12 protein-coding genes and 1 tRNA gene are annotated in these 14,404 nt (G+C 65.2%); 3 read left to right on the top strand and 10 right to left on the bottom strand.

Going from position 1 to position 14,404, the window contains the following annotated elements:
- Positions 1–24: 24 nt before the first annotated feature.
- Both rng and BCV67_RS16525 read right to left on the bottom strand, forming a co-directional pair.
- Complete coding sequence (rng, locus tag BCV67_RS16530; RefSeq protein ID WP_062171620.1) at positions 25–1,515, bottom strand: ribonuclease G; 1,491 nt, start codon at positions 1,513–1,515, stop codon at positions 25–27.
- 5 nt (positions 1,516–1,520) lie between these two features.
- Positions 1,521–2,117, bottom strand: coding sequence for a Maf family nucleotide pyrophosphatase (locus tag BCV67_RS16525; protein WP_062168252.1), 597 nt, complete (start codon positions 2,115–2,117; stop codon positions 1,521–1,523).
- Positions 2,118–2,248: 131 nt separating this feature from the next.
- On the opposite strand from BCV67_RS16525, the gene BCV67_RS16520 reads away from it, so the two are divergent.
- The 3 genes from BCV67_RS16520 (at position 2,249) to BCV67_RS16510 (ending at position 7,189) form a co-directional block, all read left to right on the top strand.
- The gene (locus BCV67_RS16520) at positions 2,249–2,986 is read left to right on the top strand and encodes an SIMPL domain-containing protein (protein WP_065868151.1); all 738 of its coding nucleotides are present in this window, start codon (positions 2,249–2,251) and stop codon (positions 2,984–2,986) included.
- A gap of 543 nt (positions 2,987–3,529) precedes the next feature.
- Entirely contained in the window at positions 3,530–4,195 is a 666-nt protein-coding gene (locus BCV67_RS16515) for an energy transducer TonB (RefSeq protein ID WP_062168255.1), read from the top strand.
- Between the two features lie 183 nt (positions 4,196–4,378).
- A complete protein-coding gene (locus tag BCV67_RS16510; RefSeq protein WP_062168257.1) occupies positions 4,379–7,189 on the top strand; it encodes a TonB-dependent receptor in 2,811 nt (936 codons plus the stop codon).
- Between the two features lie 93 nt (positions 7,190–7,282).
- Here the strand turns inward: BCV67_RS16510 and BCV67_RS16505 are convergent.
- The 8 genes from BCV67_RS16505 to BCV67_RS16470 form a co-directional block, all read right to left on the bottom strand.
- Positions 7,283–7,359: transfer RNA gene (locus BCV67_RS16505), tRNA-Asn, on the bottom strand.
- 24 nt (positions 7,360–7,383) lie between these two features.
- Positions 7,384–7,854, bottom strand: a complete 471-nt coding sequence (gene rlmH, locus BCV67_RS16500) for a 23S rRNA (pseudouridine(1915)-N(3))-methyltransferase RlmH (protein ID WP_062168259.1) — start codon at positions 7,852–7,854, stop codon at positions 7,384–7,386.
- A gap of 77 nt (positions 7,855–7,931) precedes the next feature.
- Entirely contained in the window at positions 7,932–8,351 is a 420-nt protein-coding gene (gene rsfS / locus BCV67_RS16495; RefSeq protein ID WP_057627098.1) for a ribosome silencing factor, read from the bottom strand.
- 60 nt (positions 8,352–8,411) lie between these two features.
- A complete protein-coding gene (nadD, locus tag BCV67_RS16490) occupies positions 8,412–9,116 on the bottom strand; it encodes a nicotinate-nucleotide adenylyltransferase (RefSeq protein WP_231732369.1) in 705 nt (234 codons plus the stop codon).
- Position 9,117: 1 nt separating this feature from the next.
- A complete protein-coding gene (holA, locus tag BCV67_RS16485) occupies positions 9,118–10,161 on the bottom strand; it encodes a DNA polymerase III subunit delta (RefSeq protein WP_062168261.1) in 1,044 nt (347 codons plus the stop codon).
- Positions 10,162–10,204: 43 nt separating this feature from the next.
- A complete protein-coding gene (gene lptE, locus BCV67_RS16480; RefSeq protein ID WP_062168263.1) occupies positions 10,205–10,804 on the bottom strand; it encodes an LPS assembly lipoprotein LptE in 600 nt (199 codons plus the stop codon).
- 91 nt (positions 10,805–10,895) lie between these two features.
- Positions 10,896–13,538, bottom strand: a complete 2,643-nt coding sequence (gene leuS / locus BCV67_RS16475; RefSeq protein WP_062168265.1) for a leucine--tRNA ligase — start codon at positions 13,536–13,538, stop codon at positions 10,896–10,898.
- Between the two features lie 208 nt (positions 13,539–13,746).
- Positions 13,747–14,349, bottom strand: coding sequence for a DUF998 domain-containing protein (locus BCV67_RS16470; protein WP_231732370.1), 603 nt, complete (start codon positions 14,347–14,349; stop codon positions 13,747–13,749).
- Positions 14,350–14,404 lie beyond the last annotated feature (55 nt).

Raw genomic sequence — 14,404 nt, 5'->3', positions numbered from 1 at the left:
TTCCGTGCCGCGAAGTGAGCGTGCTCAGAGCAGCACGACATCGAACTGCTCCTGCAGGTATTGATCATCGGCCTGGAAGCGGATGCTCTTGCCAAGGAACTCTTCCAGCTCGGCGACCGCCGCCGACTCTTCGTCGGTGATGCGGGCGACCACTTTGCTGGAGGCGATCACCAGCAGGCGCGCGGCCTCGAACTGGCGCACGGCGCGGGTGATCTCCCGGAAGATCTCGTAGGTGACGGTTTCGGCGGTCTTGATGCTGCCGCGGCCACTGCATTGCGGGCAGGTTTCGGACAGCTGCCGTTCCAGGCTCTCGACCGTACGCTTGCGGGTCATTTCGACCAGGCCCAGCGGCGAGAAGTCGTACACCGTGGTTTTGGCGTGGTCGCGGGCCAGTGCCTTTTCCAGCGTGCGCAGTACCTGGCGACGGTGCTCGGCATCATCCATGTCGATGAAGTCGATGATGATGATGCCGCCCAGGTTGCGCAGCCGCAGCTGCCGGGCAACCGTCTGCGCCGCCTCCAGATTGGTGCGGAACACGGTTTCTTCGAGGTTGCGCTGGCCAACGAAGGAACCGGTGTTGACGTCGATGGTGGTCATCGCCTCGGTCTGGTCGATGACCAGGTAGCCGCCGGATTTGAGCGGCACCTGCTTGTTCAAGGCGCGGACGATCTCGTCCTCGACCCCGAACATGTCGAAGATCGGGCGGTCGCCGGTATACAGCTCCAGCTTCTCGCCCAGCACCGGCATGTACTTGGCCACGAAAGCCTGCAGCTGGCCAAAGGTTTCCTTGGAGTCGACCTTGACCTTGTCCACGTCCTTGCGGATCAGGTCGCGCACCGAACGCAGTGGCAGGCTCAGGTCTTCATAGATGATGCTGCACGGCGGTGCTTCGCGGCCGCGCCGTTCCACCACTGCCCACACCCGCGACAGATAGGAAATGTCTTCAGCCAGGGCCTCGGCCGGCTGGCCTTCGGCATTGGTGCGCACGATGTAGCCGTAGCCGCCGTGCTGGGCCGAAATTTCGGTCACCAGCGACTTCAGCCGGGCACGTTCGGCCTCGTCCTCGATCCGTGCGGAAACACCAACCATCTTGGACTGCGGCAGCAGCACCAGGTAGCGCGACGGGATGCTGATCTGGGTAGTCAGGCGCGCGCCCTTGGTGCTGATCGGGTCCTTGACCACCTGCACCACCACGTCCTGGCCGTCGCGCAGCAGCTCCACGATCGGCACCGAGGACGGCAGCGGCAGGCTGGGCGCGGTTTCGTCGGTGTCGGCGGCGACCGGCGCCGGCCGCACCACGTCGTTGGCGTGCAGGAAGGCAGCGCGGTCCAAGCCCACCTCGACGAAGGCCGCCTGCATGCCGGGCATCACCCGCTGCACCTTGCCCTTGTAGATGTTGCCGACCACACCCCGGCGCCAACCGCGCTCGATGTGCAGCTCCTGCAACATGCCGTTTTCAATCACAGCCACGCGGGTTTCGCGCGGGGTGACATTGACCAGAATTTCTTCGGACACGTCCTTCACTCCCCCTTGTCCATGGAATCGTCGGCGGCGCCGGCGGCAAACGCCGCCAGCAGCACAGCGGTCTGTTGCAACGGCAGCCCCATCACCCCTGAGTAGCTGCCTGCCAAATGACTGATGAAACGCTCCGCGCCGCCCTGGATGGCATAGCCGCCAGCCTTGCCCATCGGCTCACCGGTGGCGACATAGGCCTGGATCTGCGCCGCGCTCATCGGCGCGAATGTCACTTCCGAGACCACCGTTTCCAGCGCGTGGCGCCCGGCGGCGGCCAAGGCCACCACGGTGATCACCCGATGCGTGCGCCCGGCCAGGGAGGCCAGCATGGCCGCCGCATCGGCGGCGTCGGCCGGCTTGCCGTAGACCCGGTCGCCCAGCACCACCTCGGTATCCGAGCCCAGCACTACCGCCTGCGGGTCGGCGGCGACCAGTGCCAGGCCGGCCTGCGCCTTGTCCAAGGCCACCCGGCACACGTAGGCTTCAGCAGGTTCACCTTCCGCCCGTACTTCGGGCACATCCAGATCCAACGTCCGGAATGGCACGTCGAGGCGGGAAAGGAGTTCGTTGCGGCGGGGGGAACGGGAGGCAAGATAAAGCATCGCGGAAGCATAACCTGCGGCGGCTGGCTGAATGATCGGCAAAGGCGTCAAAGTCACCGCAACCCCGAGCCGGCTCACCACCCGTTCATCGCCCTGTAGTCACTTTCACGATCCATCCAAGGAGGATCTTCATGCGCCGTACCGCCCTTGCTCCACTGTTGTTGTCCCTGTCACTTGCCCTGGGAGCCGCGATGACCGCCCACGCCCAAACTGTGCCCACGGCCGTCGCCAGTGACGCCACCCTGCTGAATGTGTCGGCCCAGGCAGAAGCCCACCGGGTGCCGGACATCGCCACGTTGTCGGCGGGTGTGGTCACCCAGGCCGTCGATGGCAATACCGCCATGCGCGAGAACGCTGTGCAGATGGACAAGGTGATGGCCGCGATCAAGGCTGCCGGCATCGCCGAGCGCGATATTCAGACCAGCGGCATCAACCTCAGCCCGCAGTACCGCTACACCGAGAACGAGCCGCCGAAGATCACCGGCTACCAGGCCAGCAACACCGTCAGCCTGAAAGTGCGCGACATCACCAAGCTGGGCAAGGTGCTGGACAGCCTGGCCGCGCAGGGCGCCAACCAGATCAATGGCCCCAGTTTTGAAATCGACCAGCCCGAGCCGGTCTATGACGAAGCCCGCCTGGCCGCACTGAAGAAGGCCCAGGCCCGTGCCGAGACCTATGCCAAGGCACTGGGCCTGCGCGTGCGCCGCATTGTCAGCATTTCCGAGGGCAACCAGGGTGGCTTCCGGCCGATGCCGATGATGGCCATGTCCGCCGGCCGCAGCGCCAAGGCCGAAATGGACACCGCCGTGTCGCCGGGCGAAACCACCGTGTCGGTCAATCTGGACGTGGTGTTTGAACTGGGCCGCTGAGCCAGCCTGCAGTCGCAACCAAAACGGCGCCCTCGGGCGCCGTTTTTACTGCAGCAGTGCCGCCTGCGCTTGCTTGTGGGAGCAGCGGCGTCAGCCGCGAAGCTGACAACGCTGGCAGCAGTAGCAGCTCTGATCCCGCACTTGCTTCGCGGCTGACGCCGCTCCCACAAGGCCCTGCCTACCTACCCGCCCGTAGTCCGTAGCCCGGGTAAGCGCAGCGCACCCGGGGCTGTCCGCGCACAACAGCAACACCCCGCAGATTTGTGGGAGCGGCGTCAGCCGCGAAGCTGGATATCGCTGAAGCTGCTGGCAGCCGTGCAAACTGAGCTCACACCTGCTTCGCGGCTGACGCCGCTCCCACAAGGCCTACCCGCCCGCCACCCCGGCACCCTCAAGCTGTCCGCCAGCTGACCGGAAACAATTCCCCCGCTTGTCGAGCGCGCAGATAACAGGCGCACTGCAGCTACGGGACCGCAGTCGGCAACCCCGTCCCGTGTCATCGCGCGTTGTTCTCTGTCACACGCCCACGCATGGAGGTGGTACATGGTCCGCACGCAACAACACCGCAGTCCGTCCCTGCACGTAGAACCCTCGCGCATCCTGGCCTACAGCACCGCCCTGGCCCTGCACGCGTTTGCCCTGGGGCTGTTGCTGATCCCGCTGTCGCAGGTACCCATCCACAGCGATGCGGTGCGCGAACGCTGGCAGGTACCTGATGCCAAACCCATCGTCCCCAACCCGCCAACGCCGCCCAAGGAAGTACCGGTGACCCGCACGCCGTCGCCGCCGCGGCAACCCGCACTGGCCGCGCCGGTCGACACTGCCGTGCTGCCGGTCTTCGCCACCGAAGCAGTGGTCACCGCGCCAGTGGATGTGGCCCCCGCAATCGACAACCTTCCGGCGATTGAATCGACCGGCGTTTCCACACCGCTGCAGGGTGTGCAGTTGCGCTACCTCAAGGCACCGCCGCCGGGCTATCCGCGTGATGCTCTGCTCGCCGGTGCGCAAGGCACGGTGACCCTGCGGGTATTGGTGGACGTGGATGGCACGCCACTGGAAGTGAGCGTCGAGCACAGCAGCGGCAATCGCAGCCTGGACACCGCCGCACGCAACCAGGTACTGCGTCGCTGGAAGTTCCAACCCGCCACCGATGGTGGCCGCCCGGTACAGGCCTACGGTCTGATCCCGGTCGACTTCAAACTTGGCTGAATTGGGCTGATTGCAACTTATGGCAGCGCTAACTAAACGCTGCCATAAGAAGCGCCAAGCTGTCTGTGGCCATTAATGATTATTTCACTACGTCGTCACCCATGGGAAACCTAGATTCGCGGCCGTCGATGTTCTTGGCCGCATCCCTGCGGCCTTCTTGCCGCTGTTCCTTGGAGAGAGACCGTGAAACATCCGACTTACCCGCGCAGCAACCGTCTTAGCGACGCCATCACCGGCAACCTCACCCGCCTGCTCCTCGTCCCCTTGACCCTGGCAGCGACCGCCCCGCTGGCCATGGCGCAGGACGAGAAAGCCACCAACCTGGACCGGATCACCGTTACCGGCTCCAACATCCCGCGCGCTACCACTGAAACCGCCTCGCCGGTGCAGGTCATCACCCGGCAGGAAATCGACCGTACCGGCAAGGCCACCATCGCCGAATACCTGCAGACACTGACCAGCGATGGCGCCGGCTCCATTCCCAAGAGTTTCGGCACCGGCTTTGCCGGCGGCGGCTCCGGCATCTCGCTGCGTGGCCTGGGTGCGGCATCGACCCTGGTCCTGCTAAACGGCCGCCGCATGGCCCCGTATGGCCTGGCCGATGACGGGCAGAAGGTGTTCACCGACCTGAGCGTCATCCCGATGGATGCGGTCGAGCGCGTCGAAGTGCTGAAGGACGGCGCATCGGCCATCTACGGCTCCGACGCAATCGCCGGCGTGGTCAACATCATCCTGCGCCGCGACTTCACCGGCGCCATGCTGAAGGCGTCCTACGGCACCTCCGGTGACAGCGACGGCAATGCACGCAAGGCCTCGTTGACCGCGGGCGTGGGCGACCTGGACAAGGATGGTTTCAATGCCTTCGTCAGCATCGACGTCAGCAAAACCGACGACATCCGCATTTCCGATCGCCGCGACCGCAAGTGGATAGGCAATGGCGACCTTGGCAGATATGGCTTTGATCGCGTTTCGGGCGGCCAGTTCTTCCCGCTCAATGGCGCTATCACCGCCAACGGCACTGTCGCCGGAAACTCGCCGGTCGGCAGTATCCGCGACCCGGCAACCGGGTTGTATCAATCGCTGCCTGGCTGTTCGCAGTTCTCCAACATCAGCCCCGTCGATGCCGGCGGCGGCTGCCTGTGGCAGACCCAGGATTTCCGCAGCCTGAGCCCCAGCGAAGAGTTCGGCAACCTGTTCGCACGCGGTACGTTCGTGCTGTCGGACAACTTCGAGATGTATGGCGAATTCGGCTACTCGAAGAAAAAGAACGTGTTCTACAACACCCCCAACGGCGTCTCTGGCTCATGGGGTTACCCGGGTGGCCCGGTCAACGCCAGCAGCGGACCAGGCGCTACAGTGCTGGGCGCCGACCATCCGGACAATCCGCTGGGCGTGGATGCACGCCTGCGTTATGCCGCGTTTGACGTCGGCCCGCGCGTCACCACCAACACCAACGAGTTCACCCGCTTCCTGGTTGGCGTGAAGGGCACGGCTGGCGATTGGGATATCGACACCGCCTATTTGCATTCGGCGACCCAACTGGTCAACGAGCGCACCGGCTTCCTGCGCTACAGCCATGTACGCACCGCGCTGACCGATCCCAACAGCCCGGTGGGCTGGTGGCGTATTGGCGCCAACGCCGGGCAGAACTCGCAGGCGTTGTACGACTACATCTCGCCGACCATCCATGCCAACGCCTCGACCACGCTGGACATGATCGACTTCAAAGCCTCGCGCAGCCTGGCCGATCTTGCTGGCGGCCCGTTGGGCTTTGCAATCGGCGCCGAGTACCGTCGCCAGAAAGCCAATCTCGACCCGCAGAGCTATACCGACCTGGGCGACATCATCGGCCTGGGCTACTCGGCCTACAAGGGCACACAGGAAGTGGGCGTGCTCTATACGGAAATGGTCGCACCGGTACTGGAATCGCTGGAGTTGTCCGGCGCTCTGCGCGTTGACAAGTACAAGGACGGTGACACCGCAACCACGCCAAAAGTCGGCCTGAAGTGGACCCCGGCCGAGTGGATCGCCTTGCGTGCGACCTACGCCGAAGGCTTCCGCGCACCTGGCCCGGCAGAAGCCGGTGACGGTGGGCTGGCCGCCTTCAGTACCGCCCGCGATCCAGTCCGCTGCCCGGGCGGCACCCCGGCCCCGGGCGCAACCGCTGCGGACTGTGCGGTCAACCTGGCCATCATCACCTCGGCCAACCCCGACCTGAAACCGGAAAAGTCCAAGAGCTATACCGTTGGCCTGGTGTTGGACCCGACCTCCAGCACGACGATGACCTTCGACGCCTGGCAGATCAAACGCACCAACGAGATCAACCAGGGCGACACCGACCTGGCCCTGGCTGCGGGACGCGGCATCCGTTCGGACAATGACCTGCCCGGCATTCCCAACAGCGGCAGCCTGCTTGCGGTCAGTGTTGACTACATCAACTCCGCTTCCACCACCATCCGCGGATTTGACTTCGACATCCGCCAGCGGGTGGAACTGGGCAATTACGGCAAACTGCTGATGGACCTGCAGTGGACCCGCATCAATTCGTTCGAGCGCGACGATGGCACCGGCACCGTGTACCAGTACGCCGGCACCCATGGCAACTGCGACGTCACCAACTGTATCGGTACGCCGAAGGATCGCCTCAATCTTGGCCTGACCTGGGACATGGACCGTTTCAGCATCAGCGCCATCGGCAACTATATCGGCAGCATGGACAACGTCGCCTTTGAAGGTGACAGCTGCGCCAATCACTACACCGATGGTTCCGATGCACCACGTGGTTGCGAGCTGCGTTCGTTCTACACCATCGACCTGTCCGGCCGCTGGCGTGCAACCGATGCGTTCGAGATCTTCGGTTCGGTGCAGAACGTCACCGACCGCATCGCACCGTTGGATCCGCTGACCTACGGCGCAGTCAACTACAACCCGCTGCACTACAGCGGCGCGGTTGGCCGTTACTTCACCCTGGGTGCCAAGTACACGTTCAATTGATGAACCCGACCCCGGCGCGCAAGGCGCCGGGGTTGCTTGAGCAGCGGACAAAAAAAGACCCGCATCTCGCGATGCGGGTCTTCAATCAAAACTTGGCGCCCGAAGTTGGACTCGAACCAACGACCCCCTGATTAACAGTCAAGTGCTCTAACCGGCTGAGCTATTCGGGCGGGGAGGCGCATTCTATACGTTAATTACGCGCGATGGTAGGGGTGATTGGCCAACATCGCTGCTGCGCGATACAACTGCTCGGCAACCACCAGCCGAACCAGCATATGCGGCAAGGTCAGCGGGCCTATCGACCACTTCTCATCGGCCGCTGCGGACACTTCGGCGGCATGCCCTTCCGGGCCACCAATCAGGAACGCCAGGTCACGCCCCTGCGTGCGCCAATGTTCCAGCCGTTGCGCCAACTGTTCGGAACTGAGCTGCCGGCCCGGCACGTCCAGCGCCACCACATAGGGATTCTTGGGCAGCGCGGCCAACACCCGCTTGCCTTCGTCCTCAATAGCGCGCCTGGGGTCGCGGCCCTTGCCGCGCAGGCCCGGTTCGATTTCCACCAGTTCCAGCGGCAACCAGTGCGACAGACGCTTCTGGTATTCGACAAAGCCCTGCGCCACCCAGGCCGGTGCGCGTTCGCCGGTGGCGATCAATCTGGCTTTCATGCGTGGCCTCCTGTGTCAGCCGGCACAAACGAAGACGGCGCCCTGCGGCGCCGTCACAGAATCAGGAACGGTGGGGCTCAGCCCGCATCCTGCTCGTCTTCGTCGTCATAGGCGGAGCGCGGCTGGTCGCCAACGGTCCACAGACGCTCCAGCGCATACAGCTCGCGCACGCGCGGCAGCATGACGTGGACGATGACGTCGCCCAGGTCCACCAGCACCCACTCGGCTTCGCGCTCGCCTTCCACACCCAGCGGCATCACGCCCAGGTTCTTGGCAAAGCGCACGACTTCCTCGCCGATCGACTTGACGTGGCGGGTGGAGGTGCCGGAAACCACAACCATGTAATCAGCGACGCTGGACTTGCCACGGACATCGAGCTCGACGGCATCCCGGGCCTTGATCTCTTCAAGGGCGGAGTGGACGGACGCCAACAGGGCCGGTACGGAGGGTGCCGGGTTGGGCATTTGGGTCTTGATGACTTGGGCTTCGGTGGTCAAAGCAGCAGAACTCGATGAATTAAGGGGAACGATTATAGAGAACCTGGCCGCCGCCGGCATTCACAGTGACGCGGCACTGCCATACAGGCCTTGGGCAAGGATGTACTCCGCCACCGCCGAAGGCAATAAATCACGCCATTGGCCGCCTTCGGCGATCAATGCCCGCAATGCGGTCGCCGACTCGCCGTGCAGCGGCTGCCGCAGCCGCCAGACCCGCCCTGCCGGGGTCTCGGCCAGGGCCTGCACCGATTTGGCCCAGGCGCCCTGCAGGCGCTGCGCCAGTGCTTCCGGCAAGGGGCCATCCAGACCGCTGCCGGGGCGTTCAGCCACCACGATATGCGCAAGTTCGAGCAGGTGTTCCCATTCATGCCAGCTCGGCAGGCTGAGCAGGCTGTCGGCCCCCATCAGCATGGCCAACGGGCGCTGCGGGCCGATCTGGGCGCGGATCTCGCGCAGGGTGTCCACTGTCCAGGACGGCACACCCGGCTGGCGGGCGGCGCGTTGCAATTCCCGAGTATCCACACGCAGCACCGGCTCGCCTGCGATCGCCAGCTCCAGCATGTGCGCGCGTTGTGCGGCATTGGCACCGGGCGGCGCACGATGGGGCGGATCAGCGGCCGGCATCAGATGCACCGGCACCTGCAATTCGGCGGCGGCACAGCGGGCGATGGCCAGATGGCCGTTGTGGACCGGGTCGAAGGTGCCCCCGTACAGCAGCCACAGGCCCGGTTGCCCGGCAGCGGCCGCCGCTGGCGGCCCAGCCACGTCAGCGCACGCCACGGACAAGCAGACGCACCGCACGGGCCTCGGCCAGCGCAACCAGCAGGCGTTCCAGGGCCACCCAGGGATCGCCCTCGGCACGCCCCTTGGCCATGCGATCCACCTGCGAGGCTTCAGCGAGGAAGCGCTCCCAGCGGCGCGGATCGGGGTGGCGCTGCAGTGCCCGCTTGAAGGGCGCCTGGCGTGATTCCCAGATGCCCTTGGATTTCATTTCCGCGGCCAGATTGCCGCCACTGGCCTGTAGCCGTGCCAGACCGGCGGTGATCAGCAGCTCGCGGATCAGGATCGGCATCAACGCTGCCACAGCCTCGCCTTCGGCGCGCAGGCCCGCCAGCATCCGCAGCACGGCCTGCGCCTGCCCGGAGAACGCGGCATCGCTGAGCCTGAAAACATCGTATCGGGCGGCATCGGCCACCAGCGATTCCATCCTGGCGACATCCAGCGGCTGGCCGTCGGCCAGCAGCGCCAGCTTGTCGATTTCCTGCGCGGCGGCCAGCAGATTGCCTTCGACCCGCTCGCTCAACCGCTGCACGGCAGCCGGATCGGCGCGCAAGCCCTTGCTGCGCAGGCGCCGCTCGATCCAGTCCGCCAGCTCGTGCGGCTTGATTGCCCAGGCCACCGACAGTACGCCAGCCTTGTTGACCGCTTCGGCCCACTTGCCCTGGTGTGCCTTGCTCCATTCGCCGGCGGTGATCAGCAGCACCACGTCCGGCGCGGGCCGCGCACAGAAGTCGCTGATCACCTCGGCGCCCTCCTTGCCCGGCTTGCCATTGGGCAGGCGCACCTCGACCAGTCGGCGAGCACTGAACAGGCTGGGCGCGTTGAAGCTGGAGGACAGTTGCCCCCAGTCGAAATCGCGGCCATCGGCATCGAATACTTCGCGCTCGCCGATGCCATCGGCACGCGCCCTGGCGCGCACCGCATCGGCAGCTTCAATCACCCGCAACAGTTCGGGGCCGGCAATCAGGTACACCGGCGCCAAAGGCTGGGCGCTTATCTGGCTGGCCAGCTGTTCCGGTCGCAACTCCATCGCTCAGGCCTGCCGTGGCCGTGCAGCGCGCAGCGGCGCCAACTCAGCGCAGCCCACCGGCATCCTGCGCAGGCACCGGCGCGGCAGCACCTTCGGCCGGCTTGGGTGCGTGCAGGGCCTTGTTCAGATCGGCGCGGACCACGCTGTCGATGCGGCGCAGGATCGAGGCCGACATCTCGCGACGCAGTTCGTCGGCGAGGATTTCGCGCTCGGTGGTGGTACCGGTGGCGTCCTGCGGCGGCGACACGTAGTCACGCGACAGTTCCACCGCCTGCTCCGGCACGATCACGCTGCCATCGGGGCGGGTGAACATGAACACCACCGCGTAGCGCAGGCTGTATTCCTGGGCACGGCCCTGGGCGTCGATGGCGATGGGCAGGTCACCCCAGCGCTCGGAACGGATCTGCAGGCGCGCTGCCCCGGACGGCTTGCCGGCGGCCGCCAGCGTGTCGCCGTCTTCGAGCACCGTTGCGCCGGAAGCGCGCAGGCCACGGTTGAGCAGCTTTATCAGTTCGCTGTAACGCACCGTCGAATCCACCTGCACCGCCGGCATATCGGCAGGCAGCGCGAGCTTGTTACGCAGATGGAAGCCGCAACCGGTGAGGCTGGCGGCAAGGATCAGGGCAGTCAGGTATCGAGTCATGCACACAGTCTGGAGGAGCCGGCCGGGGGCGGCAACAGGCAGCAAGCCTGCCTGATGCCGCGTGAACAGCGCTTGAGATACCCGCTGCGGCTTACGCCGCAACGATATTGACGATCTTGCCCGGCACGATGATGACCTTGCGGATGGTCAGGCCATCAAGGAACTTGGCCGTATTCGGCTCTTCCCTGGCAAGGACTTCGATCTGCTCGCGCGAGGTGTCGGCGGCTACGTCGATGGTGCCACGCAGCTTGCCGTTGACCTGCACGGCCAGGGTCAGCGAATCCTTGACCAGTGCCGCCGCGTCCACCTGCGGGAACGGCTGGTCTTCGAGCAAGGTCTGCTCGTGACCCAGCAGCTGCCACATCGCATGGCAGGCATGCGGAGTGATCGGGTTCAGCAGCAGCACGGCCGCCTGCAGAGCTTCCTGCCGGACCGCACGGCCCTGCGCGCTGGCATCGTCGAACTTGGCCAGTGCGTTGAGCAGTTCCATCACCGCGGCAATGGCGGTGTTGAAGGCATGGCGGCGGCCGTAGTCGTCACTGACCTTGCTGATGGTTTCGTGGGTCTTGCGGCGCATCGCCTTCTGCTCGGCGCTCAGCGCGGCAACTTCCAGCGCCGGTGCAACACCGTCGGCGGCGTGCTTCTGCACCATCGCCCACAGCCGGCGCAGGAAGCGCGCCATGCCGTCGACGCCGGCCTCGTTCCACTCCAGCGACTGTTCCGGCGGGGCGGCGAACATCGAGAACAGGCGCACCGTATCGGCGCCGTACTTGGCCACCATGGTCTGCGGGTCGACGCCGTTGTTCTTGGACTTGGACATCTTCTCGGTGCCGCCGATCACCACCGGCTGGCCATCCGTGCGCAGGGTGGCGCCGGTGATGCGGCCACGCTCGTCGCGCACCGTGTCCACGTCGGCCGGGTTGAACCAGTCCTTGGAACCGTCGCTGTTCTGGCGGTAGAAGGTCTCTGCGATCACCATGCCCTGGCACAGCAGGTTCTGCGCCGGCTCGTTGCTGTCCACCATGCGTGCATCACGCAGCAGCTTGTGGAAGAAACGGAAGTACATCAGGTGCAGGATGGCGTGCTCGATGCCACCGATGTACTGGTCCACCGGCAGCCAATAGTTGCCTCGCTTGTCCACCGCCTCACGAGCGCCGGGCGAGGTGTAACGGGCGTAGTACCAGCTCGACTCCATGAAGGTGTCGAAGGTGTCGGTCTCGCGCTCGGCCGCACCGCCGCACTCCGGGCAGGTGGTCTTGCGCCATTCCAGGTCGGCCTTGATCGGCGAACCGGTACCGTTGAGTTCCACGTCCTCCGGCAGGATCACCGGCAGTTGATCTTCCGGCACCGGCACCGCGCCACACTTGTCGCAGTAGATCACCGGAATCGGGCAGCCCCAGTAGCGCTGGCGGCTGACGCCCCAGTCGCGCAGGCGATAGTTGACCCGGCGCTGGCCCTGCGCCTTGCGCTCGAAACGCTCGGCCAGTGCCTCGAACGCGCCCTGGAAATCCAGGCCGTCGAACTCGGCCGAATTGACCAGTTCGGTTTCGCGGCTCTTGTCGCCGTACCAGTCCTGCCAGCGCGTGTCGTCGTAATTGCGTTCATCGTCGTTCTTCGGCGACTTCAGCGCGATGACCTGCTTCTTGGGCAGCTTGTACTTGGTGGCGAATTCGAAATCACGCTGGTCGTGGCCCGGAACGGCCATCACCGCGCCGGTGCCGTAGCCCATCAGCACGAAGTTGGCGACCCAGATCGGCACCTGCTCACCGCTGACCGGATGGATGGCCTTCAGGCCGGTATCCATGCCGCGCTTTTCCTGGGTTTCCAGTTCCGCCTCGGAGACACCACCCTGCTTCAGCTCGGCCAGCATGGCGGCCAGCTGCGGATTGTTCTTGGCGGCGTGCACGGCCAGCGGATGTTCGCCGGCAATGGAAACGAAGCTCACGCCCATCACCGTGTCCGGGCGGGTGGTGAACACGCGCAGCGGATCCAGTGCGGCACCGTCCAGGTCACGCACGTCGAACTGGATTTCCAGGCCTTCGGAGCGCCCGATCCAGTTGCGCTGCATGGTCTTGACCGAATCCGGCCAGCCCGGCAGTTCATCCAGGCCGTCCAGCAGTTCCTGGGCGTAGTCGGTGATGCGCAGGAACCACTGCGGGATCTCGCGCTTCTCGACCAGTGCGCCGGAACGCCAGCCGCGGCCGTCGATGACCTGCTCGTTGGCCAGCACGGTGTTGTCGACCGGGTCCCAGTTCACCACCGAGTTGCGGCGGTAGGCCAGGCCCTTGCGCATCAGGCGGGTGAACATGCGCTGCTCGTGGACGTAGTAGTCCGGCGTGCAGGTGGCGAATTCGCGCGACCAGTCGATCGCATAGCCCAGCGACTTGAGCTGGCTGCGCATGTGGTCGATGTTGGCGTAGGTCCACTTGGCCGGCGCGGTCTTGTTCTTGATCGCGGCGTTTTCGGCAGGCAGGCCGAACGCATCCCAGCCCATCGGCTGCAGCACATTGTGGCCGGTCATGCGCTTGTAGCGGCTGATGACGTCGCCAATGGTGTAGTTGCGCACATGGCCCATGTGCAGCGCACCGGACGGGTACGGAAGCATCGACAGGCAGTAGTACTTGGGCTTGTCCGAGGTTTCGTTCACCTCGAATGCCTTCTCGGCCTCCCAGAATTTCTGGGCGGCGGCTTCAACCTGCTGGGGATCGTAGATATTCGGTTCGACGCTGGACATGTCAACGCTGGGCAACGGCAAAGCGGCAAAGGGTACCGCAGTGCATCATTGCACTCCAATCAAGCCCCTACCTGCGCCATCGAAAACCCGCAGGTCATTGAAATATAGAGCTTTTAAAAAAGCCGACTTTCCGCAGAAACTGCATCTGCGCGGGGCTTGCGCGGCGCCGGTGCCGGCAGCCCCCTGTTCTGCCGGCATAACAACCCGCTCAGCTGCGCGCTGGCGCCAGCCGTGGTGCTACCAGCAACCACAGCAGCCAGCCCAGGAATGCCAGGCGTTGCGCCATGGCCACCGGCATCGCGATCTCGAACAGGAATGCACTGCAGACAACCCACAGCGCACAGACCACGGTCAGGGTCGACAGCGCACGCCAGCCACTGGCCTTGGCAGCGCCAAACCGCAACGCGACGGCCGCCGCACTGAACGCCAGCAGCCACAGCAACCAGGCGCTGGCGTGGAACTGGCTGGCGCGGTTCTCGATATCGTCCACGTCCAACGGAAACAGGCCCATCGCGGCAAACGCCAGGGCGGCCAGCAGCAGCATCTGCCCACCGACCCGCAACGGCCGCGGCGCGCTTGCCGGCATGCGCAGGATCAGTTCCAGCGCGGCGACGGCCGCCAGCAGGCCCGGCACCACGAAGCCCAGCACGCTGAAGACCATGCCATTGGGAATTCCGCGCGCGCCCAGCAACGACACCGGATGCAGCAACTGGTCATAGCCCGGCAGCTGCGCACCAAATACGCCCACCGCCACGATGAAAACCACCGCCGCTACCGGCCCGGTCCATGCCACCCACCTTTTCTGCTTCACCACCGCACACCTTGCCCCGCTCTGGCCGGGGCACAGCTGCCACGACTACCGGCGG

The sequence above is a fragment of the Stenotrophomonas nitritireducens genome (assembly GCF_001700965.1).
Lineage (GTDB): Bacteria > Pseudomonadota > Gammaproteobacteria > Xanthomonadales > Xanthomonadaceae > Stenotrophomonas > Stenotrophomonas nitritireducens_A.
The sequence above is the reverse complement of the archived record's forward strand: the minus strand, read 5'-3'. Positions and strand labels throughout refer to the sequence as shown.

Bases quoted from the DNA above. Each gene is read 5' to 3' on its own strand.
- lptE (WP_062168263.1), bottom strand. From the start codon at position 10,804: ATGACTCGATACCTGACTGCCCTGATCCTTGCCGCCAGCCTCACCGGT.
- rlmH (WP_062168259.1), bottom strand. From the start codon at position 7,854: ATGAAAGCCAGATTGATCGCCACCGGCGAACGCGCACCGGCCTGGGTG.
- BCV67_RS16515 (WP_062168255.1), top strand. From the start codon at position 3,530: ATGGTCCGCACGCAACAACACCGCAGTCCGTCCCTGCACGTAGAACCC.
- BCV67_RS16525 (WP_062168252.1), bottom strand. From the start codon at position 2,117: ATGCTTTATCTTGCCTCCCGTTCCCCCCGCCGCAACGAACTCCTTTCC.
- holA (WP_062168261.1), bottom strand. From the start codon at position 10,161: ATGGAGTTGCGACCGGAACAGCTGGCCAGCCAGATAAGCGCCCAGCCT.
- leuS (WP_062168265.1), bottom strand. From the start codon at position 13,538: ATGTCCAGCGTCGAACCGAATATCTACGATCCCCAGCAGGTTGAAGCC.
- BCV67_RS16520 (WP_065868151.1), top strand. From the start codon at position 2,249: ATGCGCCGTACCGCCCTTGCTCCACTGTTGTTGTCCCTGTCACTTGCC.